Raw genomic sequence first — 23,988 nt, 5'->3', positions numbered from 1 at the left:
ATTTTAATCCTCTCCATTGCCGTAAACTAGCCCTATTAAATCAACGCAAGCGTTTTAGATTGTTATTTTGTTATCACTACTAACAGCGCTTTCATCTCTGTGAAGCTAAGGGAAAATTATGAAATTTTTACACACTATGATCAGAGTTGCAGATCTTGAGAAATCGATTGAATTTTATACTGATGTGCTGGGTATGAGTGTGCTCGATAGAGCTGAAAACACTGAATATCGTTATACCTTAGTGTTTGTTGGTTATGCCGATCAGCCAGATGGCACTAGCATTGAGCTGACTTACAACTGGGATACAGACCAGTATGATATGGGTAATGCCTTTGGTCATTTAGCCTTAGGTGTGGATGATATTTACGCTGCTTGCGACAAGATTAAAGATTTAGGCGGAAAAGTCACTCGTGAGCCCGGCCCTGTAAAAGGCGGCGCGACGCACATCGCATTCATCACTGACCCTGATAACTATCAAATTGAGCTGATTCAACTGAGCTAACTGAACCGAGCTAACTGAACTGAGCTCGTTATCTCAAAGCCCTATTACATCGGCTGCTCAATGACCCATTTTTCGAGGAATGACAACATGAAACAAGCATTATTTCAAACGCTGCAACTAGGCCGTCATACACTAACCAACCGCATTGTAATGCCACCAATGACCCGTTCACGTGCTTCACAGCCAGGAAACTTGGCTAATGACATGATGGCAAAATATTATGCTCAGCGCGCACAAGCGGGTTTAATTGTGGCTGAAGGCACGCAGATTTCTGCAATGGGTCAAGGTTATGCTTGGACACCGGGTATTTACAGCCCTGAACAAATTGCGGGTTGGAAAAAAACCACTGATTTAGTTCATCAACAAGGCGGGGTTATTTTTGCTCAGCTTTGGCACGTTGGCCGCGTTACTCACCCTGATAATATTGGTGGCGAGCAACCTATTTCATCTTCTGCCCTTAAAGCTGAAAATGTAAAAGTCTTTATCGACAACGGCACCCAAGAGCCTGGTTTTGTTGATGTGGTTGAGCCACGGGCAATGACCAAAGCAGATATTAAAGCTGTGATTGAAGAATATCGTCAAGCGGCGCTTAATGCGATTGAAGCGGGTTTTGATGGCATTGAATTACATGCTGCTAACGGTTATTTAATTAACCAGTTTATTGATTCAGAGGCGAATAACCGCACCGATGAATACGGCGGCTCAGTAGAAAACCGGTTACGTTTTTTAAGTGAAGTGGTTGGCGCTATGATTGAGGCGATTGGCGCTGACAGAGTTGGGGTGCGTTTAGCTCCATTTACTTCATTAAATGGCACCGTTGATGCTAACCCTGTTGAAACTTACACTGCTGCAGCAGCGTTATTAAATACCCATAAGATTGTGTATTTACATATTGCAGAAGTGGATTGGGATGATGCTCCTGAAACCCCAGCAGGCTTTAAAAAAGCGGTACGTGAAGCATATCAAGGGGTACTCATTTATGCCGGTAAGTATAACGCCGATACCGCAGAGCAAGCGATACAAAATGGCTTAGTGGATATGGTTGGTTTTGGCCGCCCATTTGTGGCAAACCCAGATTTACCTAACCGTATTAAGCATGGTTACCCATTGGCTGCGCATGATCCAGCCACCTTATTTGGTGGTGATGAGAAAGGCTTAACTGATTATTGTGAGTATGCTAGCAACTAATGCCTATAAAGCGCACGCTTGCTAGTTAAGCAGTCGCTAAACAGGTTAAAATATAATAGCCACTTTACTTCACTGTAAAGTGGCTATTTTACTATATGAGGGGGTGGTTAAGCTAACCGCTAATACCTTTCTTTTTATCAATGCATGACGATCCATGCATATTGATACAGCACTTTAGTTAATCTTATTTTCACTGCGGCCTGCTTGTTTTAGGCGCTGATGAGCTGTGTCTGTTTCAATATTACTCTAGAGAATTATCAATGCGCGGAGCGTTATATTTATTTATTGCCACCTTGTTGGCTGCTGTTGGCTGGATTTCGTCAAAGCTTGTGGTTGATGAAATGCCCGGCGAAGTGTTTATTGCTAGCCGCTTTATGTTAGCTAGTCTGATTTTATTACCTTTTTGCTATAAAAGTATTTGGCGATTAAGAGCCAAGCAGTTGCTATTAGCCTGCGGAGTAGGCATTTTCTTGGGGATGTCGTTACAGATTTGGGTGTTTGCGGTATCGATCAGTAATAGCCTGTCTGAAGGGGCATTTATCATGAGTTTAGCGATGATCATTGCGCCTATGACCGCCTGGGTTTTGTTTAAAGTTAAGCCTCACCGCGCATTTTGGTTAGCTTTACCCATCAGTGTGGTAGGGATGATGTTACTGAGTTTAAGTAATGGCTGGCAAGTGGAGACCAGTCAATGGTATTTCTTACTTGCCTCTTCATTGCTGTCTGTTCATTTTGTGTTGAACAAAAAAATTAGTCTCAGTATTAAGCCACTTGATTCGATATGTTTACAGTTATTTATGGTTGGCTTAGTTGCTGCTGTGTATGTTGCCTTTACCCAGCAATTAAGCTTTGAGGTCAATGATAGTTTGATATTTTGGTTTGTGGTCTCTACTGTTATCGCTACGTCAGTGCGTTATGTATTTCAGACTCTAGGCCAGTATCAAGTTAAGATGGAAACCGCGGCATTGATTATGATTTTAGAGCCTATTTGGACCATGATCTTAAGCTTTAGTCTGTTAGATGAGCAAATTTCGCTGCAAAAAGTTATTGGCGGTGCGCTGATTTTTATATCCCTAAGTGTTTATATTAAGCTGTCTAAGCCACCTAAAAACGCTAACTGATGCACTAACAACAAAAAGCCAGTCGTGAGACTGGCTTTTTAGTTAAGGCTCTACAGACCGATTAGAGCTGGTTTAAGTATTTCTCAACGCTGGCAAGTTCACGCTGCTTTAAGCTGACGCAGTTTTTAACACTTTCATCGAGCTTGGCTAAGGTACGGCCAAACTCAGGTGTTTGCGCGACTTTTGGCTTAAAGAATGTGTTGGTTGTATCCAGTGCCGCTAAATCACAACCGCTACCGGTAAACGATGGGATCATCGCCACCGCAAAGGGAGGTAGTTTCGCTTTTATGGCGCTGAAGTTAGCATAGATCCAATCTCTAAAGCGTTGTTTACGCTCATCGGTATAAGCTTGCCCTGCAAAGATATAGCGTAAATCTGGCGCATTGACTTTATCGGTCAAACTATAAGCTAGCACGCTGTTTTGTAGTTTTTCAGTAGGCGCATAGCCTAAGGCATACATTAAACGAGTGCGTTTTTGCGGGTCTTTCGTTACCTCAAATTCAGCTTTTACTTTCGCTAATACCTTACTGTCACCAAAATACACTGCAATATTGAGGTAAGTGCCGATAAGGTACTGGTCAACATCGTTATTACCATTAAGGTACAAGTCAGCTTGTTTTTTAGCGGTTGCAATTGTGGCTTTATCTTTGGCTTCAAAAGCTAATAAGTTAATCAATGTTGGGCGTAACTTACTAATAGATGACTTTTCATCAACTTTTGCAGTAACACCGTACTTCTCGATTGCGCTTTGTGCTCTTGAGGCAATGAACTTAGCCCATAGCTCTTGGTTGGTGTCATCAATAAAGGTGCGTTTTTGAGATTGTAAGTAACCTAATGCGGCAGAGACGATTTGCGGATGTTGGTCATCAATAAATGCGCCTAAAATATTCAGTAACTCACCACCTGAGATAAAGCCGGCATCTAATAAGGCATCAGCTGCTGAGATCAAGGCTTTACGCTCACGAGCTGTAAGCTGGGTTTTAGCATTGGCTAATAAGTTGCTCATTTGTGTTTCATCTAACAACCAGCGGTAGTAACCCATGGCGTCTGAATCTGGATAAATCCAATCAGGACTGAATGCTAATTTGATGGTTTGCGATTGACTGGTGAGTAAAATGGTTTCGGTTGCAACTTTGTCGCCTTTACCGTATTTAACCGATACTGGCACAGTCCAAGACTGCTTTGCAGCTACAGTGCCAGCATTTACAAAGCGGCTTTGTTTAAGGGTTAGCTTATCACCTGCTAATGACACATCGATTAAAGGGTAAGACGATTGTTCAATAAAGGTGCTTAAGATACTGCCAACATCTTTGCCAGAGGCTTTTGATAAGGCATTCCAAAGATCATCAGCTTCAGTATTTTGAAAGGCATGATCTTTAATGTATTGACGAATACCCTTATTAAATTCAGCCTCGCCGATATAGTTTTCTACCATATCTAGCACTGCTTCGCCTTTACTATAGGCAAGGCCTAAACCGTCCATAATGTCGGCTTCGGTTTTAATGGGCTTGCGGATAGGCTTGGTCGATACCCGCGCATCTAATGACATCACGTAGTTTTTGGATAATGCTAAGTTAGATTCAAATTCTGGGTGAATTTGCTCGGTCACTTTCGCAGCCATCCAGCTGGCAAAAGCTTCGTTTAACCATAGGTCATTCCACCATTGCATGGTCACTAGGTTACCGTACCATTGGTGTGCTAGCTCGTGGGCAATAATTGAAACGGCCGTTTTTTTGCTATTTTGGCTGGCGGTTTGCTCATCAACTAACAAAATATCTTCACGATAAGTGACTAAGCCTGCGTTTTCCATCGCCCCAAAAGGAAACTCAGGTACGGCAACGCTATCAAGCTTTTGATAAGGGTAATCGACCCCAAAATAATCTTCTAATGCACTAAGCACTAACGGCATTTGCTCGGCTGCATATTTGGCTAGCTCGATTTTCCCCTTAGTGGTTATTACGCGCCCTGGGACTTTCATGCCTGTGACTTCAATTTCTTCAAATTGACCCACAGCATAAGCAACAAGGTAAGAGGATATTGGCTTGGTTTGAGCAAATACGTGAGTTGTCAGGCCATCTTTGGTTGCAACTGAAAGCTCTGGGGTATTGCTGTAAACCTTTTCAGTACTTGGGGCTGTGATGGTGACTTGAAAAGGGATTTTATATTCTGGTTCATCAAAGCTTGGAAAACTGCGGCGCGCATCACTCATTTCAAACTGGGTAAATAAGTAGGGCAGGCCGCCATCAATGGTTTTATACAGGCCGACAGATTGACGGTTATAGGGAGCTGTGAAATCCATTGAGAAAGAATATGCACCAGGTTCGATAGTATGTGGGCAGTTAAACAAAACCACCCCAGTATCTTGCATGATTACATCTAGTTGGCAGTCTTTGTTGTTAGCTGATTTGGCATCTAACTGGATATTGCTAGCAGTGTATTCTAAGCCGTTAAGTTGTAATTGCTTAGTGGCTTCAAGCACTTCAATTTGAATGGCTGTGCTGCCTGAGAAGTTATCTTTTACTGGATCTAAGTTGAACTTAATACTTTGTGATAGTGGCTTGGCGACTTTACTTAGCACGTATTCATTGGCTAAGGCGTCGGTACTTCCCACAAATGAGAGCGTAACCAGTCCCGCAGTGACGATTCGATACATGTTATTTCCTGTTGTTTTAATTATCATTCCATGATGTTTAATGGCATTGATTAGGATTGAGTGACTATTAGCGTTTTTATTGATAATGATTGTATTCATAACGCTTGTATTGGAACCATTGCATTGATGATTCTATAGGGTCATTTAAAGCTGATGCTGATTATAACAAATTAATAACCGCATGGTGACTAGGTCGCATCTTTTACATGGCGGTTGTTGTAACAATTGATGACTTGCTTAGAGTATTTAGTGTGATTACTTAGAGTAGCGCTTGATTGAAGCATCATCTAATCCCAGCTTGGCGATTGCTAGGTATTGAGTTACTTATGGCTTAGAGCTGATTTAATGGCCGAAATAAGGCAAATATTATCGTTGAGGTTTGCCTTATATTCGGATCTTGTGTTCTTAGTATCAAAAGTAGTTTTTAGTATCAAATGCCGATTTTAAATTATTAGCAAACTCGATAAATTTCTCTTTAATGGTGCGCTTGATAGACACCTCCAGCGAGCCCAAAATAACCTTACCCTCAATGGTGATGACAGGAGCTTGGCGGGTTGCGATAGAAGGCGCTTTGTTTTCAATGCTACTGACGAGCCCGTAAGTTTTACACACCACATTAATGCCTTCAGGAACATAGATACTGCTACTGCCCAAAAAGCAATTAATCTCAATGGTGACATGTTGATGCTGAAAAATGGCATCACTAAAATCCAGTGTGGTTTCACCTATAATATTATTAACCTTAATAACCTTTGGCACCACCCATTGGCCGCTACGTTCACTGTTACCTAATATGCTGGTTAAGCGCATATCTTCAGTGGCAGTTTTGCTGCCATAGTTTGGCGCAAACTGGTGGTCTTTTTGCTGACTATAGTCAGTATCAGCGGTTAAGGTTAGGTCTGCGACCAGTGCGACGATCTCTTGATGAACACTTGAGTTCATTGCCTCATCAAGGCGTCTTTCAAAGGCTTCAGCAGAGATAATGCCGTGGCTATAATTGACAATTAACTGATCGATAACTTGTTCTCTGACTTGCTCAATAGGGCGATCTTCTAAAATCACGGCCATAATGTCACTCCTTGGACTTTATAGTACATAGTGACTCAGATTTTAGTCACTAGGGTAGATGTTGTATTTAAGTTAAATTAAAGCAATATGCAGGCCAGTTTAAAGATGCTATATAAAAACAGTGCTTTATCATTCTTGCAGCATTGCGTTATCGTTTTTAACCTTTATAAATGCAAATGATATAGTGAAAGTAGCCAGCTGAATTAGTCAAAATAACCAGTGAACAGCCATGGGTTTGTCATTTTTTCTACGTATAGTTACGCTATAGAGCCATCTGCACCCGCTATTACGGATTTTTTATGGTTTAAAAACTCCATAAAGATTGGTGTCTAGCACTCTTTTTTTCTCAATGGAAAAGCCTAAAATGCACGCATCGGCATCACCTATGAGGAAAATCATTATGTCACACCCAATTATTGCAGATTTGAATAAACGTTATACTGTGAAAAAGTATGATTCAAGTAAGCGTATTTCAGCAGCGGATATGGACGTAGTGAAACAAGCGATTCGTTTAACTGCTTCTTCTATTAACTCACAGCCGTGGAAATTTATCGTATTAGAAACTGATGTGGCAAAACAACGTTTTCATGAAACGTTTGCCAATATGCACCAGTTTAATCAGCCTCATGCTACTGAAGCCTCCCATGTGATTTTATTTGCCCATAACCCTAAGTTCACTAAAGATGACTACAGAAAAGTTGTTGATGTTGAAGTGTCGTCAGGTCATTTACCGGCAGACATGTATGACAACATGCTAAATGGTGCTTTTGGTTTTGCAGAGCAAAATACTGATGACAGTGGTTTTAATGGCCATTGGACTAAAGCGCAAACCTATATTGCTATTGGTAATACCTTGCATACGCTAGCTCGTTTAGGGATTGCTTCTACATCGATGGAAGGTGTTGATCCAAGCTTAATTGGTGAAATTTTTAAAGAAGAGTTAGATGGTTACGTTTGTGAGTTTGCGCTAGCAATGGGTTATCACAAAGAGGGTGAAGATTATAACTTTGGTTTACCTAAATCGCGTTTACCTGAACAAGATGTCATCACTGTTTTATAAACTATATTTGGTCGTTTAAATTATAGCTTGTAACAGCTTTCTAATTGATTATTCTGCCCCTGTTATTAAAGCCCATCATGTACTCATGATGGGCTTTTTTGTGTTGAGAATTTTTAAAAGATTAAATCAGCAGCTTAGTCTCCATTTTAAACAGTCACTATTTCACAGGAAGGTGGAAAATTTTAGGTTCGGCTTTAATAAGCCCTAAATGACTGATAATGCTGCAATGTAACCCGTCACATTAACGTTGAGCATGAGTTAAACCTTTATAGGGACTGACTTTAACTGGAATACTGATGAAATTGAGTAGCCTCTGCAAGGTGCTATTCATACGTGTCATGCCATGAACCGCTGGCGCTGAAACGATATTATGAAGAATGGAATGTATTTGATGGGAGGCATGAATATTGATGGATGAATGCAGCTGCTTTGGTTGATAGTAATATCATTAAGGCATTGCGCAATCGCTAACAACAGACAGTATTAAGAAGAGGAATTACTTAGCTGCAGCTTATTGATAAAGCCGCCATTATGTTCAGTGTTTCAAGTCGTTCTCAACATGGTAAGTTATTCCAAAAAGTGTAGAGTCATAACTAAAGCGACTAAAAATGCTGATAAAATGGTAAAAAGGTGGGATTAATAATGACGTATTAGCTTGATTTTACTCTCCCAGTAATGGCTTGGGAGAGTCGTGAAAGTAAACTATAACTTCTTTAATAAGGAACTTGGTTTTGCCATAAATTGTTGTTTACCGCCTTGTCATAGCCATTTTGGTATAAGGCTTCCATGTACTGCTGATCAAACATTTTCTTGGTGGCAGGTTCTGCATCAAACTTGTCGTCAATATAAGTGAATGACAAATCGTAGTTATTTACTTCGCTGTAATACAGCATTCGATATAAATCACCTCTAGCTTGTTGAACCGTCATACTTTTCAAACTGCGATTCAGTAGTTCAAGGCCTTTATCATGTAGGGAAATATAAGGTGATTTTAATACCCCGTTACGGATAACGTGAATATTAGTTGGTTGCTGATAACCTAAAGCCTGATTGACTAACCCATAATCGAAATTACCTGGGTCGACAAACATTTGTGAGTTCATGCCGCCATCAACATGTAGTTCTTCTAGAGGCTTTCCATCTATCTCAACATTGATGAATTGTGGTGGAAACACCCCTGGAATTGACGAGCTTGCGGCTAAAATTTGATGAACTAAGTCATATTTATTTGGTAAGTTACTGGCAGCAATTTGGCCAATATTCCAGATCATCAGCTCGCCAGAATCAAACTGCGTAGTGCCAATAAATAGTCGACGCCCTTTTTGGTGTTCAGTCGCTATTTTATCAATCATTGTAGCAGGGTAAAACTGCTCCACTAGCTCATATAGACTACTGCCATCAGTAAAGGCATCTTTAAAAAGAGCATTTAAAAAATTGCGTTTACCTAATATAGCCTTATCGTTAAGGCCTAGCATGACTTGCTTTAATCGATGAATTTCATCACCACCAATAAATGCAAATGGTGCAATCAAAGAGCCTGCACTGATCCCTGTGACAATGGTGTATTGCGGTAGTTGATTACTATCATAAAGGCCGTTTATTACTCCGGTGCCATAAGCACCCTTAGCACCACCACCCGATAACACTAATATATTTAGCTTTTCTGACGCACTTGCTAATGGTGTGGTGTTGGTGGTTGCATCATATAAAAACGCAGGTTGTTCATCAGCCCAAAATCGATAAGGTTCAGCTATTTCGGTTTGATCCGCCGCCACGAGAGCATCTTTGTAATTGTTAGCATCAACCCGTTGTTCAAGTTGATGATTTGAGCTACAGGCCGTTATGAACAAGGCAAAAAATATTAACTTAATAAGGTTCTTCGGGGTGTTCATTAGTGTCTCCATTTAGCCGTTTAGCGGCTAAAAATCTAAAGATATTTTAAATCAAATTAGCAATATTATAGAAGCGAAAGCGGTTTCTATGATCTGCTGATAATTAATATTAGAAGGTTAATGGACATTGTGTAATCTGTTAAATCGCGTTTGAAGGATTTAACCCTCACAAAACGGCTAACGTGAATTGCTATCGTGAATTGCTATCGTCAATTGGGGGTAGATGGGCGATTTATCGATTTTAAACCGTGTAAATCTCACGCTTTTACTACTCTATAGCGGTTAATTTTATTACTTCAATGTTAATGATGATGGTTCGATCCTTCATAAGCGATTACAAGGTAAGGGTTAAATTAATTACTATAAATTTAATTATTCAGGCTCATACAGCAAAGATGCAAACCTTAACCTAATATTAGGCTTGAGCTACTTTGATGATTCACTAGCCAAACCCTAGCAATCAGAGATACATGGAGTTAATTATGACCGTGTTTTACCGTTCTACCCTTGCAGTGCTTATTTCATTAACATTAGTGGCCTGTGGCAGTGATGACAGCCCTAGTGTTACAGATCCAGAACCTGAAGTACCCGTTGTCGAGCCACTGCCACCACAGCAGATTGATCGGATCATTGGTGATAGCACCGTAATGGGGCTTAAAGAGTCAGTGGTGATTAATGATGTAGAGGGTACGGCAACGCGAGTTGAGTTAGAGGCGTTTAAAGGCATTACTTATGCGACTTCTGCGCGCTTTGAGCACAGTGTGGTCACAGAATTAACAGATGTGGTCGATGCAACGGTTTTTGGTGATGCTTGCCCGCAACTTGATTTAACGGTGCAGGAGCAATCAGAAGATTGTTTAAACCTTAATATTTGGCGCCCAGAAGATACGGTCGAGTCCGCTGATTTACCTGTTTATGTGTTCATTCATGGTGGTGATTTTGAATTTGGTTCAAGCTCAGACCCGCTAGTACAAGGCGATAATGTTGTCGCTCAGGGGGCATTAGATGATAAACCATTTATTGCGGTCACTCTAAATTATCGTTTAGGTATTTTAGGTAGCTACTGGCTTGATGGTAGTAAGAACGACAAAGGCGGTAATTTTGCTTTAGGTGACCAAAAACGCGCGCTTGAATGGGTCAATAACAATATTGAATTATTTGGTGGTAACCCAGATAAGGTTACCCTTGTTGGCCAAGGCGCTGGCGCCATGTCAGTAGGGATTTTACAGCAAACCGAAAACAGTGAAAGTTTTGCTGGTGACTATTTCCAGCGCGCTATTATGCAAAGCAACCCTTATGGCTTTGATTATAAGTCTTATGATCAAGCCAAAACCTTTCAAGGTAAGTTACAAGATTATGGCGATGAGTTATTTGCTGAAGAAGGCTCTGTGGTACTTGATGAGTTAACCCTTGAACAAATCATGCAAGTGCAGGAAAAGGCACTAAATCCATTAGCGAAAGTTGGCGCTTGGTCAGGATTAGACTGTATTGATGTGGATAACTTAGTAGGCAGTGGTTTATGTTTAACCTCTAAACTTAGCGCTGAAACTACGCCGTTAGCCAATTTAAAGCCTTTTTCGCCTTATGTTGATTTTCGCGCTAGAGGCGGTATTTTTGTCCCTGAAATCAGTGGTTATCATTTAAAAGCGCAGCCAGCATTAACTGAATTAAATGTACCGACTGTATTAGGCTTTAACAGTAATGATTCAAGAACAACGGCATTTCTGCCGAGTTTAACTTCATTAATACCGACGATTATCAATTTAATCCAACAGCTTAATGATGCGCCTGAAGATCCTGATTTAGCCGCTTTAGATATTCAGGCTTGGTTAGAATCCCAAGATAACTTGGCATTGTTAGAGCAAGAGTTAATGGCCATAACAAACTCAGATGTTGAAGCCCAAGTTGAGTTAGGTGACATTTTACCTAGCACAGCCTATGACGCCATTACCCGCTTTTTCTTTGGTTTAGGCAATGGCGCTATCATAGATGAACTGTTTAAATTAACGGACTTTTATCCAAACGATGAAAGTGAGTTAAGCGGTGCCACAGGTAATATGGCGCAATTTAATTTACTCGTAAACGATATGCTGTTTAGTGGTCCAGCACGGGTTATGGCCAAGCAAACCAGTGATAATGGTGTGGTGCCAGTGACTTTTTATAACTTTGATTACAAACCAAGCTTTAATGTGTGGACCACAAGTAATGAAGCAACATCCATTGACCTTGCAGCGCTAATTAAATCAATTAGCTGCATTGGTAACATTTGTAATGGTGCGGAATTACCATTTGTGTTCAATAAACCTTATACCGTGACAGGTAACAAGGTTACTCCAAGTGATAGTGATATGATGTTAATGGATAAATTGTCACGTCTTTGGTTTAGTGATGAGCTGTTTGATAACTATCAATTCAATACCAGCGATGACAATGTGTTAGTGATTGATGGTGACACCAATATACAACTTGAGTCTGATTGGGATAAAAGAAAGCAAGCTGGTATAGACCCTGAGTTACGCGAAGGTCGCTTAACGGGTCTTGAGGATTTAGGCTTAATTTTAGGCTACTTTAATTAATGACTAAATAAGCTTTATCTTTATCGCTTTGATTGGCGGCTAGCATTTGCTAGCCGTAATTTTTTAACCATAATGACGGTATATCAATGAACATGCATTCTATTTCTAAGTGCCTAACTGTACTTAGCTTTATTATTGTTACCATAGTGGTGACTGGCTGCGCAACGTCTTACCCTGAGGTTGAGGACGGTTTTCAAGCGGATTGGGACTCGAAAAAATACCATGCTGATTTGTACTTAATCCCTACCGCACAAGAAGCCTTAGCGAGGCGTATTGAGCTAGTGCGTCAAGCCAAAAGCTTTATTGATATAACTTACTTCTCATGGAACAAAGATACGTCGGGATTAATGCTTTTTGCCGAAATTAAGCAAGCTGCCGATCGCGGTGTAAAAGTCAGAGTAACCCTTGATGACTTGTTGGTGTTTAATGAAAAGTGGCTTGCAGAGCTCGCCCACCATCAAAATATCGATATTCGTATTTTTAACCCTTTCGACTCTCGAAAAATGGGTTGGATTGGCCGTGCGATGGACTTTCAAATTCATCAGCAACAGCTGGATAATCGCCTGCACGAAAAGTACTTTAACGTTGATGGTCACAATATGATTTTAGGTGGCAGAAACATTGGCGATGACTACTTTGGCTATAGCACTGAGGCAAACTTTTTTGATTTAGATGTCATTTTTAAAGGTGACGTCATTAAGGCTTTTGAAGCGAATTTTGATGGGCTGTGGGGCACTGATTATTTGATCCCAATCGAAATGCTTGTAGAAGTGAAGCAGGTGGGAGTATTTACCGAGTTTGAAAAAACTTATCGGCAACAAACTGAAAACCGCCAACAAGTGGTGAATGCGATTAATCAGCAAGTGCAGAGCTTAACAGAAGTGGGTTATACCGCAGCTGTTGTGAAACCTGTCTTTGATTCGCTTGAAAAGATGAAAGACAGTAAGCCATATTTTAGAAGTCGAGTTGAAAATCTAATGACTGATCCGGTGAATGATGCCAAGAAAGCCGTAATTTCAACGCCTTACTTAATTCCAACCGATAATAAATTTACCATTATTGAAAAGCTTAGTGCCAATAATGCACAGATCACTTTAATCACAAATTCATCGGCATCAAATGATTCGGGGTTTGTGCCGGCATACTTTGAAAAGCATCGCCCACTGTTATTAGATATGGGGGCGGATTTATATGAATATAAAGATCATGCTAAAAATAGTGATCATTTTTACCATAGTGATACTTATTACCATAATAAGACCTTTATCTTTGATGACTTATATTCCTACATTGGATCATCGAACTTTGATCCACGTTCAGATTTTTTAAATATTGAGTTTGGGGTGTTAATCAAGAGCCCAGAATTCGCCTTGACGTTAGAGCATTACTTACTGGCCAATAAAGAATTGCTTTATTGGCATGTAACTCAACAAGAAGACGGCAGTATTAACTGGCAATCAGGTGATGAAAGCTATGACGCTTCGCCTCATTATGGTGGTTGGCATGCTTTACCGGATTGGCTGATAAGGAAAATGAATGGCGAGTCAGAGCTTTAATTAAAGCCATATTTAGGGGCTAGTACGCTTTCTTTACGTAAGTCATTTAACGCCACAATATAAGAGCATGTTAGCTAAGAGTTTGTTAGGTAATAGATTACTGACTAAGAGATTATTTGCTAACAGATTATTTGCTAACAGGTTATTAGCTGAGAGGATTAGTTGAGAGTTTGTTAGCTAAAAGGATTACTAGAAATAAACAAAAATTCATTGTTTTTATATACGTCCAACCCCTTGCATGATAATGAGTTTGTAGGGTTTCATTGCAGTTTAAGCAACAAATACTCGTTAATGAGCTAAATTTAATCGCGGTTATTTTTAACTAATAATAGCTATAAAAAAGCACCCAAGTTCTTTATAAAAGGCAAGGGTGCTTGATAAACACTAATTAGTTGCTGGAAGCCGTTACTCCACCACCACCAGAGCCACCACCGAAACCCTGAGCACCAGGCGCTGGAGCTGCTCCAAATGTGCCACCACTGGCAGTGAGTGTCTCCTCAAAGACCTCTGCAACAATTGAAGGGTCTATACCATTTGCAATAGCGATAGCCAATGCATCATCAGCGTTCATTCCTGCAGTTTGTGCAGCACTAAGCACTTCTAATATAGTTGCGGTTTTGCCAAAAGTCGCCTGTAAAGCAAAAGCGAGGATATTGGTTTGTTCTGCAGGTGATGATTGCATTTGAGTGAGCGTGTAATCAGCTAAACTCGTCCCTGAATTAGCAGCTGTCTGAACGCCATTGGTAAAATCTGTTTGAGATACAGCATATGCTCCTGCTGACAACGCCGTTGAAGATATTGCAGCAATCAAAATGAGCGTTAATTTGTTAGGGTACATTTATTCTGCCTCATGGTTTGATGGGGGACAAAAGTCACTGAGTTGTAAAGTACAGCTCCATGAACTATCTAATGTCACTGGTATAAGAGTAGTCAAATTTTGAACAGCATACAAACCGTTGCCTTGAAGACCATCCACATGGATATTGGAAAAAATGCCTATCATGGCTGGTGTTTCCAATTGCGCAGCGATGACTTTTAATCCAATACCATGGCATATTTGGGTAACTATCTGGACAAAAAAGCGTGTGTCAGCTTGATCTATATCATGTACAAAGCAAGGATCTAATTTAGTAAAATCAACGTTTAAGTTACGAATATAGTGAAATGAGTTTAAGTTTGAGCCAAAGTTTTCAATGACAATATCAATTTTTAATTCTTTAGCTTTATTAATAAATGAGGTTGTAACAGCTGACGAAAGTATCACGCCAGATTCTTTAATTTCATACAAAAGTGGTGGAAGTTTTTTTTGTTGTAGTTGATATAAATTAAATAGCCAATGAGTAAAAGCAGAGCTTTGTATCGCTTGGTTGCTAATATTAATAGCTATGGGTGTTTTTTTTATGTGTGTTAATTTGTAAAAGATGAAACAAGTTATTGCTTGCTCAAGCTCAAGTAATACGCCCAATTTATCGGCCATGGAAAATACATCTAGTGTGGGTAAAGACTCTCCATTAAATTTAAAGCCCACAAAGGATTCAACATACATAATTGATTGTTGGTTATCGACTACCGGTTGTAGCAGTAAATCAAAAAAGTCATCTAAAGGAATACATTTAAGCTCAAAATTATCTTGGTTGCAGTGTTTAAGCTCGTTGATAAAGTATTCAGTAAAGTGAGTTAAAATGTGAGCCCATTCTTCCCGTGTATGGTGGCTATTGTCAGCTTGTGACAGTATTAACTCAGCGTGTTTGTCGCAATATGGGTTAGTGGTTAATTGAGAGTCTAATCGTTTGAGTGTGTCGCTAAAGCTTTCATTGGCACCAATACAAGTCACTGTATATTTTGCAAAACCATCTTCAACGTCGTGTTCTGTTTTGTTAGCCACTAAAATATCGATTAATTGCTTATGGACTAATTTGACAGCATCCTCTGTTAATGGCGATAGAAAAGCAAATTCTGACCCAGAAACTCGATAAAGCTGTATTTCGGTGATTTGATTAAGTTGCTTGCTAATAATATTGGCCCCTAACTTAATATAGGCATCACCGGCGGCATATCCTTGTTTATTGTTGATACTTTTTAGCGATGGCAGGGCTATCAAGCCTAAATAGAACTGATTTTTTTGTGGTGTATTTGTTGATTGAATCGATTCGAAATTTTTTAATAGAGCGCGTCTGTTTGGTAATTCTGTTAAAGAGTCTATGTAGGCATATTTTGCTAGATTTTCAGCAAGTTGGGTTTGTTCTTTAAAGGCCCGCTGAATATTAGCAATCATCTGATTCATAGCATCGACGACCGCTTTAAGCTCTGTAGTAAAAGGAATAATTGGGTTGGTAATAAAGCGTTTTTTTGACGCTGAATTGGCTTGTTGCTCAATGGTTTTTAGCGGTCTTAGTACTGCTTTTAAAATGAAGTAAGCGATTAATAAGGTAATAATTAATAGAATAAAAGTGGTAGTGAGACTCGTTACTGCATGATGCCATAAGTTATTATAGGAAATACCAACATGGGACTGCACTGATAACTGCCCGGCTAAACGCCAACCATCACTTACCTCACTGGTCATTATGGGAGGTTGTAATGGAAAACTGGCCATAAACCAATTGGGTACAGATAAAGTGGGAAAATCAATCGTTCGCTTAAATTGAACAACTTCATCGATGTCAGTAAATTGAATTAGTTGATAATAACCCGAGTCAAAAATGACATTAGTCATTGTTTCTGCAACAACAAGGTTTTGCTCGTTCATATAAGGCGAAATTGAAAGCCCTAAGCTATGTGCCGCGCCTTGAGCATGAGAAGCAAGTTGTTCATTTAAATAGTCTTTCATGGTCGAGATATTGTTATATAAACCAAAACTGAAACTAAAAACTGTTAAGCAGCTAATAAGTAAAAATACTTGTAATTTTAGCGACATTCCTTTGTTTACCATTCAGCGACTCCAATTCCATTTTCGCATGTTATTCACCATTCTCTATTCTATTAACGAGATCTGTCCAACTTTTAGAGCCAGTACTAACAGGGCGATTTGAACCTAATCCCCGTGCTTTAGTTAACCATAAGCCTTGACTGTTAAATGAGTAAATTGGTTTTAAATCAGTCCGTTGATTTGATTTTTTAATGCTTGTTGTCAAATTATCTAATACTAAGGGCATGGCCTTAGGGTTATCAAAATAAATAAGTACCATGTGTGGTTGGTCAATTAATAACGCTCTAACATACATTAAGCGCATTTTTTCTTCGCTGACTCCCATTGCTTTTAAAGTAAAGTACTTAAAAATTGCAAAGTCTTCGCAATCGCCACCTTTAGTGCCCAATGACTCTATCGGTGTCCCCCAGTAATCATTTTTATTCCAATGTTCGATATCGCTGACAAAATTAATATGTCGATTGGCAAATTGATTAACCAAGTGCAAGCGTTCACTGTCAGAAAACTCAGATCCCTTTTCAATAATTGATTGCCACTTATGAAAGTCATCGATTCTGTTAAGTCCATATTTTAGTTCAATTTGAGTAAAAAACGCGCCAGAAAAAATATTGTGGTTCATTGTTGAAAAGCAAACAGCAGAAAACACTATTGGTATTAACAGCCAATAGCGTTGCCAATTCAAATCAACACGCAATGAATTAATTTTCTCACCCAACCTATCCATAGAGATGCTAAAACTGTAGCAAAAATGTGCAATAAGGGATCTGTAAATTTCATCATAGCGAAGTTGGCCTTAATGATCGTCAATATAATGACGTATTTAATTAGGTGCCTCATGCAGTGTTCTAAGTTTAAGCTCCGAGATTTCTAGGGACTAAACTATTGCAAAATTGTTACATTGTTTGTTGGTACTTACTAACTTGCTTTGTTTTTGGCACGGATCTTGATTGAATTATGTACAGCTATTTAGGGCGATTTAATGGCCTTATTTTATAATTATTACTTAACACGCTTAATTTTGATTTTTAGTTATTGTATTTAAACGTTTTTTTGTTGTTGCTAGCTTTAGTTCCCCTAAGTGGTTGGTGTTTATTAAAGTTAACATTGCACCAAAATACAGCAGCCTCAGGCATAGATGGATGCGTTCTAAGCTCTGAGGATCCACCAAGTGCAAGGGTGACCTATACTAAAGTACTATTCTTGGTTCGCAGTAATAGTACTTAGTTTGATACCGAGGTGAGTAATTAGGCTACTTTAGGTTGATTTTTGAATTGAGATTATAGGGTTTCAAAAAACTGACAGGGGTTTCATGTATGCTTCAATGTAACATCATTGTTAAGTGGGCTTGATGAAGCCGATTAACTTAGATGGCGTAGACTTTAATGAAGATCAATTTTTATTTTCATACTTTGTACCGAGATTCATGTGAGTGTCTATACTTTCATTTGTTGCTAAGTTTTCTGGTTGGATTTGAAAGTTGAAGCGGCCTAACTGCCAATCAAATTTGTAAATTATTAGCTAAATTATTCATAACTTTTATAGCAATCTGGAAGCTAAAATTCAGTGCGGTAGCGTGGATAAAGCCATCTAGAGATATGTGGAATTATAATTTTTTGCTATTGAATCTACCGATAAGATTTACAAAAAAAACATTAACTTATATGTTAAAAAGGGTGTTGTTTTAAATGAAAATAGCAATTGCTGGTACAGGTTATGTTGGCTTATCGAACGCTATGTTACTTGCTCAACACAATGAGGTTGTTGCTGTAGATATTATTGAGTCCAAAATTAACCTCCTCAATGACAAGGTGTCGCCAATTACCGATACTGAAATTGAAGATTTTCTTGCAAATAAATCGTTAAACTTTACAGCGACCTTAGATAAAGTCAGCGCCTACCAAGGTGCTGATTTTGTGATTATAGCCACTCCTACGGATTATGATCCTCAAACAAATTATTTTAATACTTCTTCTGTAGAAATGGTTATTGAACAAGTGACTTCGATTAACCCTAGCGCTGTGATGATCTTAAAATCTACTGTGCCAGTTGGATATACCGAACGGATAAAGACAAAGTTAAATTGCGATAACATTATTTTCTCACCGGAATTTTTACGTGAGGGAAAAGCACTGTACGACAATCTATATCCTTCAAGAATAATTGTGGGAGAGAAGAGTAAACGCGCTGAAATATTTGCTGAGTTAATGGTTCAAGGGGCATTAAAGCAAGATATCAAAGTCTTGTTTACCGAGTCGACAGAGGCTGAGGCGGTCAAACTATTCTCAAATACGTATTTAGCCTTAAGAGTGGCTTATTTTAATGAGCTAGACACCTATGCAGAATCCCTTGACCTAGATACCAAGCAGATAATCGATGGAGTAGGTTTAGACCCTCGTATTGGCAATCATTATAATAACCCCTCTTTTGGTTATGGCGGCTACTGTTTACCAAAAGATACTAAACAACTGCGAGCTAACTATGCTGATGTGCCAAATAATCTGATAACAGCAATTGTTGACTCTAATACCACTCGAAAAGACTTTATTGCTAATTCTATTCTAAAGCGAAACCCTAACACTGTAGGTATTTATCGATTAATCATGAAGTCAGGATCAGATAACTTCAGGGCCTCAAGTATTCAAGGCGTGATGAAGCGCCTTAAAAGTAAAGGCATAGAAGTGATTATTTATGAACCTGTTATGGAGCAAGATACGTTTTTTAACTCACCAGTGTACCGAGATTTAGCAGCATTTAAAGCTAGTGCGGATGTGATTGTATCTAATCGAATTACAGCCGATTTAAATGATGTATTAGAAAAAGTCTATACCCGAGATTTGTTTGGCAATGACTATTAGTCGCTTTGGAACTTTGTGAATATTTGAAACGAAAGAGCAACTAACCTCGGTACTGTTAAAGGACTAAAAGTGATTCATGCCTGAAATTTCAAATGGGAAAAAATTAGCTAGTTCAATGCTCTATAGCGTAACAGGTCGATACTTAGTGTATTTAGTGCAGTTACTATCAATGATGATACTAGCGCGAATATTTACACCTGAAACTTTTGGTATATTTGCTGTTATTCAAGTATTTGCTGTATTTTTTGCCCTATTAAGCGAGATGGGTTTTGGGCCTGCTTTAATTAATGAATCCAAAATATCAACGCAGATGCGCGATGGTATTTACAGTTTTACTTGGGTTTTGGGTGCTGCGGTTTCTGTAATTTTCTTTATCATATCTCCACTTATTGCTTGGTTTTATGGTGATGACATATATCAATATTTAGTTATTCCGGTTGGCATTAGTATTGTGTTTAACACCTCGGTTATAGTGCCGATGTCTGCACTAAACCGAGAGAAAAAATTTATTACCATAGCGCGATGTGAAGCAATAGCAGAGATCATTTCCGTTGTCTTTTTACTGCTCACTTTAGACTATTTTGAACCTATATGGGCGCTAGCGATAAAGCCTTTGGTCGTCTCAATTTTTCGATATATTTTGATACTGTTTGCCGCTAAGAATACAGAAGAAGGTATTCCGCACTTTGGCCGAGAATTAGGCCATGTTAAAAAAATATTGGCTTTTTCAAAGGATCAAGCCGGCTTTAATTTTTTAAACTACTTTTCAAAAAATTTAGATAATATCTTAGTGGGTAAGTACTTAGGTGCAACAAGCCTAGGGATATACGATAAAGCCTATCGATTGATGAGATACCCACTGTTAATATTAACATTTGCAATGGCGCCGGCAATACAACCTGTTATGAAGGAGCTTAGAGAAAACCCTCCTGAATTTGAACGGTTACATATAAAGTTTACTAAATATATGTCATTGCTTGGTGCTTTAGTCGGAATATTAATATGTATCTTTGCCGATGAAATCGTGTTCATTTTACTTGGTGATAAATGGGGGGATGTATCTATATTGCTTAGAATTCTTTCTATTTCAATTCCAACTCAAGTGGTGATTAGTTCAAGTGGTGGTTTTTACCAAGCTGCGGGTAGAGCAGATTTATTATTGAAATGCGGCTTTTACCATGCCCTCACCAGCGTAAGTGCCATTGTTATCGGGGTATATTTAGGTGGTTTAGAAACGCTTTGTTGGTTAATAGTTATCAGTTTTACAATTAATTTTATTCAATGCTACCTGCTAATGAGTAAACATATTTTTCCTTCAGGCCTGTCAAGTGTATTTGGTACGATATCCTACGGGGTTATCAGCAGTGTAATTATTTTAGCTGCAAATTTTGTATTAGCGACTAATTTTTGATTATTAATATTTGGTGTCAGTCAGTGATTTATTTTAATTTTTCTCCGTTTTACTTTACATGTTCAATATGCATTTTATTTGAATGGGTTCTTAATGGTTTATTTAGCACTATTAAAGATAGGTAAAGGGCTTAGCAAATGAGTTATAAATATACAGTCATTATCCCTCACTATAACAATATCAATGGTTTGAATAAATTGTTATCAACAATACCTTCCAAAAACTATGTGGAAGTTATAATTGTAGATGATAATAGTCATTCGAAAGTGACTGACTATATAGATGAGTTTATGGTTAAGCATTATGAAAACTTGACTGTGCTGACTAATGAATCAGGTTATAAAGGTGCTGGCGCGGCAAGAAATATTGGGATAAAGCATGCTAAAGGAGAATTTATCATATTTGCTGATTCCGATGATTATTTTGTAGATAATGCTTTTGATACTATCTGTTCTGGTCTTAAAAAAGATTGTGACATTTGCTACTTTAAACCAACCAGTTTTTGTTTGGTTGAAAAAGAAAAGTCAGACAGGCATGTTCGATATGCTAAATTGATTGATAACTATTTACAGTCTGAATGTGAAGATATCCGCTATAAATTTTATGTCCCCTGGAGCAAGGTGTTTAGACGTAAATTCTTAGTTGAGAATAATGTTCGCTTTGATGAGGTTTTAGCATCTAATGATGTGATGTTCTCTTTAGTGTCAGGGAGTAAAGCGAATAAAATTAGTGTGTTGGATGAAGTTTTTTATTGTGTGACCAGAGGTGTTGGTACCTTAACTGTTAACCGTTCAAAAGAGGTTGTTTCTTCTAGAGTTGAGGTGGCTTTGAGAGAGTCATCCTACATAAAAAATGAAAAAATAAATACCGAAAATCATTCAGTTATCTCAGTATTTAAATTGGCAGGAGATAAAATAGATCCCCCTTTGGCTTTGTCGACCTTGTTTGCGTTTTCGAAAGGTCATTTACCTTTTTTTCCCCAGTCATATAAGAATTATATTAAGAATCCAAGATTGATTTTAAACAGGATTTTATCTAAACCCGTTGTAGATTCTTCAAAGAGTAGCAAGTATAAAAAATATTCATTTTATTGCTCATTGTCTATTTTGTTTTTATATGAATGTGAAATGATAATTTTTAGTTGATAGCATTATTTTAATGAACAATATTTATCTTTTAAATGGATTTATAGGAAATTTGTTTTCGTAAGATGCTTTAACATAAGGATTTAATTATGTTGGCTAGTCGAAAGCTTGAAATTGACACGTTACGGGGGGTGGCATGTATATTGTTAGTTAGTTATCACGTAATTGGATCTTCATCTACGCAAGGAATGAGAATAGACTCAGGCGTATTACGTGATATTAATGATGTGTTTATTTATATTCGTATGCCGCTTTTCTCATTTTTATCAGGACTCATATATGGTATGAGACCCTTAAAAAGCAATTTTATTCCTTTTTTAAAAAAGAAAACGGCAAGATTGCTATACCCTATGCTAACGGTTGGAACTTTGTTTGCTTTGTTACAGTTTTATGTGCCAGGGACTAATCGAGAAACGATAAACTTTTGGCTTATGCATATTATTCCTGTCGGCCATTATTGGTTTTTAGAGGCGATTTTTTTAGTTTTTTGTTTAGTTACTTTGTTTGAGTTTTTTAATCTGCTCAATAGTTATCTAACGTCTGTTTTTATTTTGGTTCTTTCTATCGTTATTTACCTTTTAGGCGTTGATGTTAACTATTTATCTTTAGATGGTTTTTTTTACTTATTACCATTCTTTTTATTTGGCATGATGAACTCAAGGTTCCCCTCTGCTATGCAAAAAATGTCAACTGTTAGTTTAGCGATACTGGTGTCTTACGGGTTATCGTTATACTTTGACTTCGATGACAGAGCATTAAGAATTGGCATTGGATTTAGCTTTTGTTTTACTCTGTTTTTATTGAAAATAAAGATGAAATGGCTTTCGTACATTGGAGTTTATTCTTTTTCTATTTATTTGTTCCATGTGTTCTTTACGGCATCAAGCCGGATTTTTTTAAATTATTTTGATGTATTAAATACGAGTTTAGTTTTTATGGTTGGGCTTACAGCAGGCATCGCAGGCTCTATTGTTATTGATAAACTATTAAGTAGTAATAGTTGGATGACTCATTACGTGTTAGGTAGGTAGTATGTTGGATAAAAACAATGATGTTAACAAGTTGACCGTGGTGATCCCTACTTATGGCAGAGCTGAAAAGATTTTAAAATCAATACATTCTTGTCAGCATCCAGATATATCAATTGTGGTGATAGATGATAATGGACTAGGTACACCTAACCAGGTTTCAACTAAAGCGCTAATAGATAACGTAGCCCCTGAGTTTAATGGCCGCTTATTATATTATGCTTTAAATGATAATTCAGGCGCTTGTATAGCACGTAATAAAGGGGTTGAATTAACCAAAACCTCAATCGTCACTTTTTTAGATGATGACGATATGCTGCTTGTTGAAGCAACCTTAGCTAAACTTCAATTTTTTAATGAGCACAGCGAGTACGATATTTGTTGCAGTGATATGTACTCTAAGTTTAATGGGAAAAAATATCAGTTAGATTTCTGCCACTTCAAGGGAACCACTCCGATTGAATTACTCGAAGATGGTAACTGTTATACTCCTATGGTTATGGGCAGAAAAAAAGCATTGATGCAAATTGGTGGCTTTGATAATTGTAAAAAATACCAAGACCATGTGCTAATCCTTAAAATACATTTAAGCAAGCTAAGTGTGCTGTTTTTTAAGCAGCCAACATTTATCCATGTGGATCATGATGAGTATCGAATTTCAAATACACCGTGTTCTTATCAGACGGTTAAGCTTAGATTTGAATATGAAGAAAAGTTACTCAACAGTCTTAATTTAGACGATGCTGAGTATCAGAGATTGAAAGCGATTATATTATATAGGAAAAAATATCTTTGTTTTTATTATATAGTGATGCCAAGACTCAACTCCTTTAAAAAAAGGTTTATTGGTACCAAAAGATTTTTGTATTCGATAGAGCAAGATGGTAATGCTATTTTTATTAATGGTAAATCATTTTTTTATGCACTGAAAACCGTAACAGGCTTACCTTTCTTGATAAAAAGAATGGCTTATAAAATAAAACATAGTAATTAACAAGGAGTAC

Annotated in this window: 17 protein-coding genes; 11 read left to right on the top strand and 6 right to left on the bottom strand. The window is 38.1% G+C overall.

Going from position 1 to position 23,988, the window contains the following annotated elements; all coding sequences use genetic code 11:
- The first annotated feature begins 118 nt into the window (after window positions 1-118).
- The 3 genes from gloA (at window position 119) to BCU91_RS09360 (ending at window position 2,811) form a co-directional block, all read left to right on the top strand.
- Window positions 119-502 (top strand): lactoylglutathione lyase, encoded by a 384-nt coding sequence (gene gloA, locus BCU91_RS09370; RefSeq protein ID WP_102439116.1) that lies wholly within the window; start codon window positions 119-121, stop codon window positions 500-502.
- An 87-nt stretch (window positions 503-589) separates the two neighbouring features.
- Window positions 590-1,690 carry an alkene reductase gene (locus BCU91_RS09365; RefSeq protein WP_102531353.1) on the top strand — a complete coding sequence of 367 codons (1,101 nt, stop codon included), beginning with the start codon at window positions 590-592 and terminating at the stop codon, window positions 1,688-1,690.
- A gap of 260 nt (window positions 1,691-1,950) precedes the next feature.
- Entirely contained in the window at window positions 1,951-2,811 is an 861-nt protein-coding gene (locus BCU91_RS09360) for a DMT family transporter (RefSeq protein ID WP_102477050.1), read from the top strand.
- Window positions 2,812-2,872: 61 nt separating this feature from the next.
- On the opposite strand, the gene BCU91_RS09355 is transcribed toward BCU91_RS09360, so the two are convergent.
- Complete coding sequence (locus tag BCU91_RS09355; RefSeq protein ID WP_102531352.1) at window positions 2,873-5,464, bottom strand: M1 family metallopeptidase; 2,592 nt, start codon at window positions 5,462-5,464, stop codon at window positions 2,873-2,875.
- A gap of 411 nt (window positions 5,465-5,875) precedes the next feature.
- Window positions 5,876-6,532: a LiaF domain-containing protein gene (locus BCU91_RS09350; RefSeq protein ID WP_102439108.1), complete on the bottom strand. Its 657-nt coding sequence runs from the start codon at window positions 6,530-6,532 to the stop codon at window positions 5,876-5,878.
- Window positions 6,533-6,932: 400 nt separating this feature from the next.
- Between BCU91_RS09350 and BCU91_RS09345 the strand changes: the two genes are divergently transcribed.
- Window positions 6,933-7,592 (top strand): nitroreductase family protein, encoded by a 660-nt coding sequence (locus BCU91_RS09345; RefSeq protein ID WP_102439106.1) that lies wholly within the window; start codon window positions 6,933-6,935, stop codon window positions 7,590-7,592.
- A 713-nt stretch (window positions 7,593-8,305) separates the two neighbouring features.
- Here the strand turns inward: BCU91_RS09345 and BCU91_RS09340 are convergent.
- Complete coding sequence (locus tag BCU91_RS09340; RefSeq protein WP_102531351.1) at window positions 8,306-9,484, bottom strand: patatin-like phospholipase family protein; 1,179 nt, start codon at window positions 9,482-9,484, stop codon at window positions 8,306-8,308.
- A gap of 482 nt (window positions 9,485-9,966) precedes the next feature.
- Between BCU91_RS09340 and BCU91_RS09335 the strand changes: the two genes are divergently transcribed.
- On the top strand, window positions 9,967-12,060 hold the full coding sequence (locus tag BCU91_RS09335) for a carboxylesterase family protein (RefSeq protein WP_102531350.1): 2,094 nt from the start codon (window positions 9,967-9,969) through the stop codon (window positions 12,058-12,060).
- Between the two features lie 86 nt (window positions 12,061-12,146).
- Complete coding sequence (locus BCU91_RS09330; protein ID WP_198590457.1) at window positions 12,147-13,616, top strand: phospholipase D family protein; 1,470 nt, start codon at window positions 12,147-12,149, stop codon at window positions 13,614-13,616.
- Window positions 13,617-14,004: 388 nt separating this feature from the next.
- On the opposite strand, the gene BCU91_RS09325 is transcribed toward BCU91_RS09330, so the two are convergent.
- The 3 genes from BCU91_RS09325 to BCU91_RS09315 are packed head-to-tail and all read right to left on the bottom strand — an operon-like array spanning window position 14,005 to window position 17,164.
- Window positions 14,005-14,454 carry a hypothetical protein gene (locus tag BCU91_RS09325; protein ID WP_102520792.1) on the bottom strand — a complete coding sequence of 150 codons (450 nt, stop codon included), beginning with the start codon at window positions 14,452-14,454 and terminating at the stop codon, window positions 14,005-14,007.
- Complete coding sequence (locus tag BCU91_RS09320) at window positions 14,455-16,548, bottom strand: LapD/MoxY N-terminal periplasmic domain-containing protein (protein WP_102531349.1); 2,094 nt, start codon at window positions 16,546-16,548, stop codon at window positions 14,455-14,457.
- Between the two features lie 28 nt (window positions 16,549-16,576).
- The gene (locus BCU91_RS09315) at window positions 16,577-17,164 is read right to left on the bottom strand and encodes a transglutaminase-like cysteine peptidase (protein ID WP_241904058.1); all 588 of its coding nucleotides are present in this window, start codon (window positions 17,162-17,164) and stop codon (window positions 16,577-16,579) included.
- A gap of 1,066 nt (window positions 17,165-18,230) precedes the next feature.
- Here BCU91_RS09315 and BCU91_RS09310 point away from each other — a divergent pair.
- The 5 genes from BCU91_RS09310 (at window position 18,231) to BCU91_RS09290 (ending at window position 23,978) form a co-directional block, all read left to right on the top strand.
- A complete protein-coding gene (locus tag BCU91_RS09310) occupies window positions 18,231-19,400 on the top strand; it encodes a nucleotide sugar dehydrogenase (RefSeq protein ID WP_102531347.1) in 1,170 nt (389 codons plus the stop codon).
- A 76-nt stretch (window positions 19,401-19,476) separates the two neighbouring features.
- Entirely contained in the window at window positions 19,477-20,811 is a 1,335-nt protein-coding gene (locus tag BCU91_RS09305) for a lipopolysaccharide biosynthesis protein (protein WP_102477057.1), read from the top strand.
- Between the two features lie 137 nt (window positions 20,812-20,948).
- On the top strand, window positions 20,949-21,956 hold the full coding sequence (locus tag BCU91_RS09300) for a glycosyltransferase family A protein (protein ID WP_102531346.1): 1,008 nt from the start codon (window positions 20,949-20,951) through the stop codon (window positions 21,954-21,956).
- 89 nt (window positions 21,957-22,045) lie between these two features.
- Window positions 22,046-22,987: an acyltransferase gene (locus BCU91_RS09295; protein WP_102531345.1), complete on the top strand. Its 942-nt coding sequence runs from the start codon at window positions 22,046-22,048 to the stop codon at window positions 22,985-22,987.
- A 1-nt stretch (window position 22,988) separates the two neighbouring features.
- Window positions 22,989-23,978, top strand: coding sequence for a glycosyltransferase family 2 protein (locus tag BCU91_RS09290; protein WP_102531344.1), 990 nt, complete (start codon window positions 22,989-22,991; stop codon window positions 23,976-23,978).
- The last annotated feature ends 10 nt before the right edge of the window (window positions 23,979-23,988 follow it).

Source organism: Shewanella sp. 10N.286.52.B9, from assembly GCF_002873635.1.
GTDB lineage: Bacteria > Pseudomonadota > Gammaproteobacteria > Enterobacterales > Shewanellaceae > Shewanella.
Note: the sequence above shows the minus strand (reverse complement) of the source record. Positions and strands in the feature narration are given on the sequence as shown.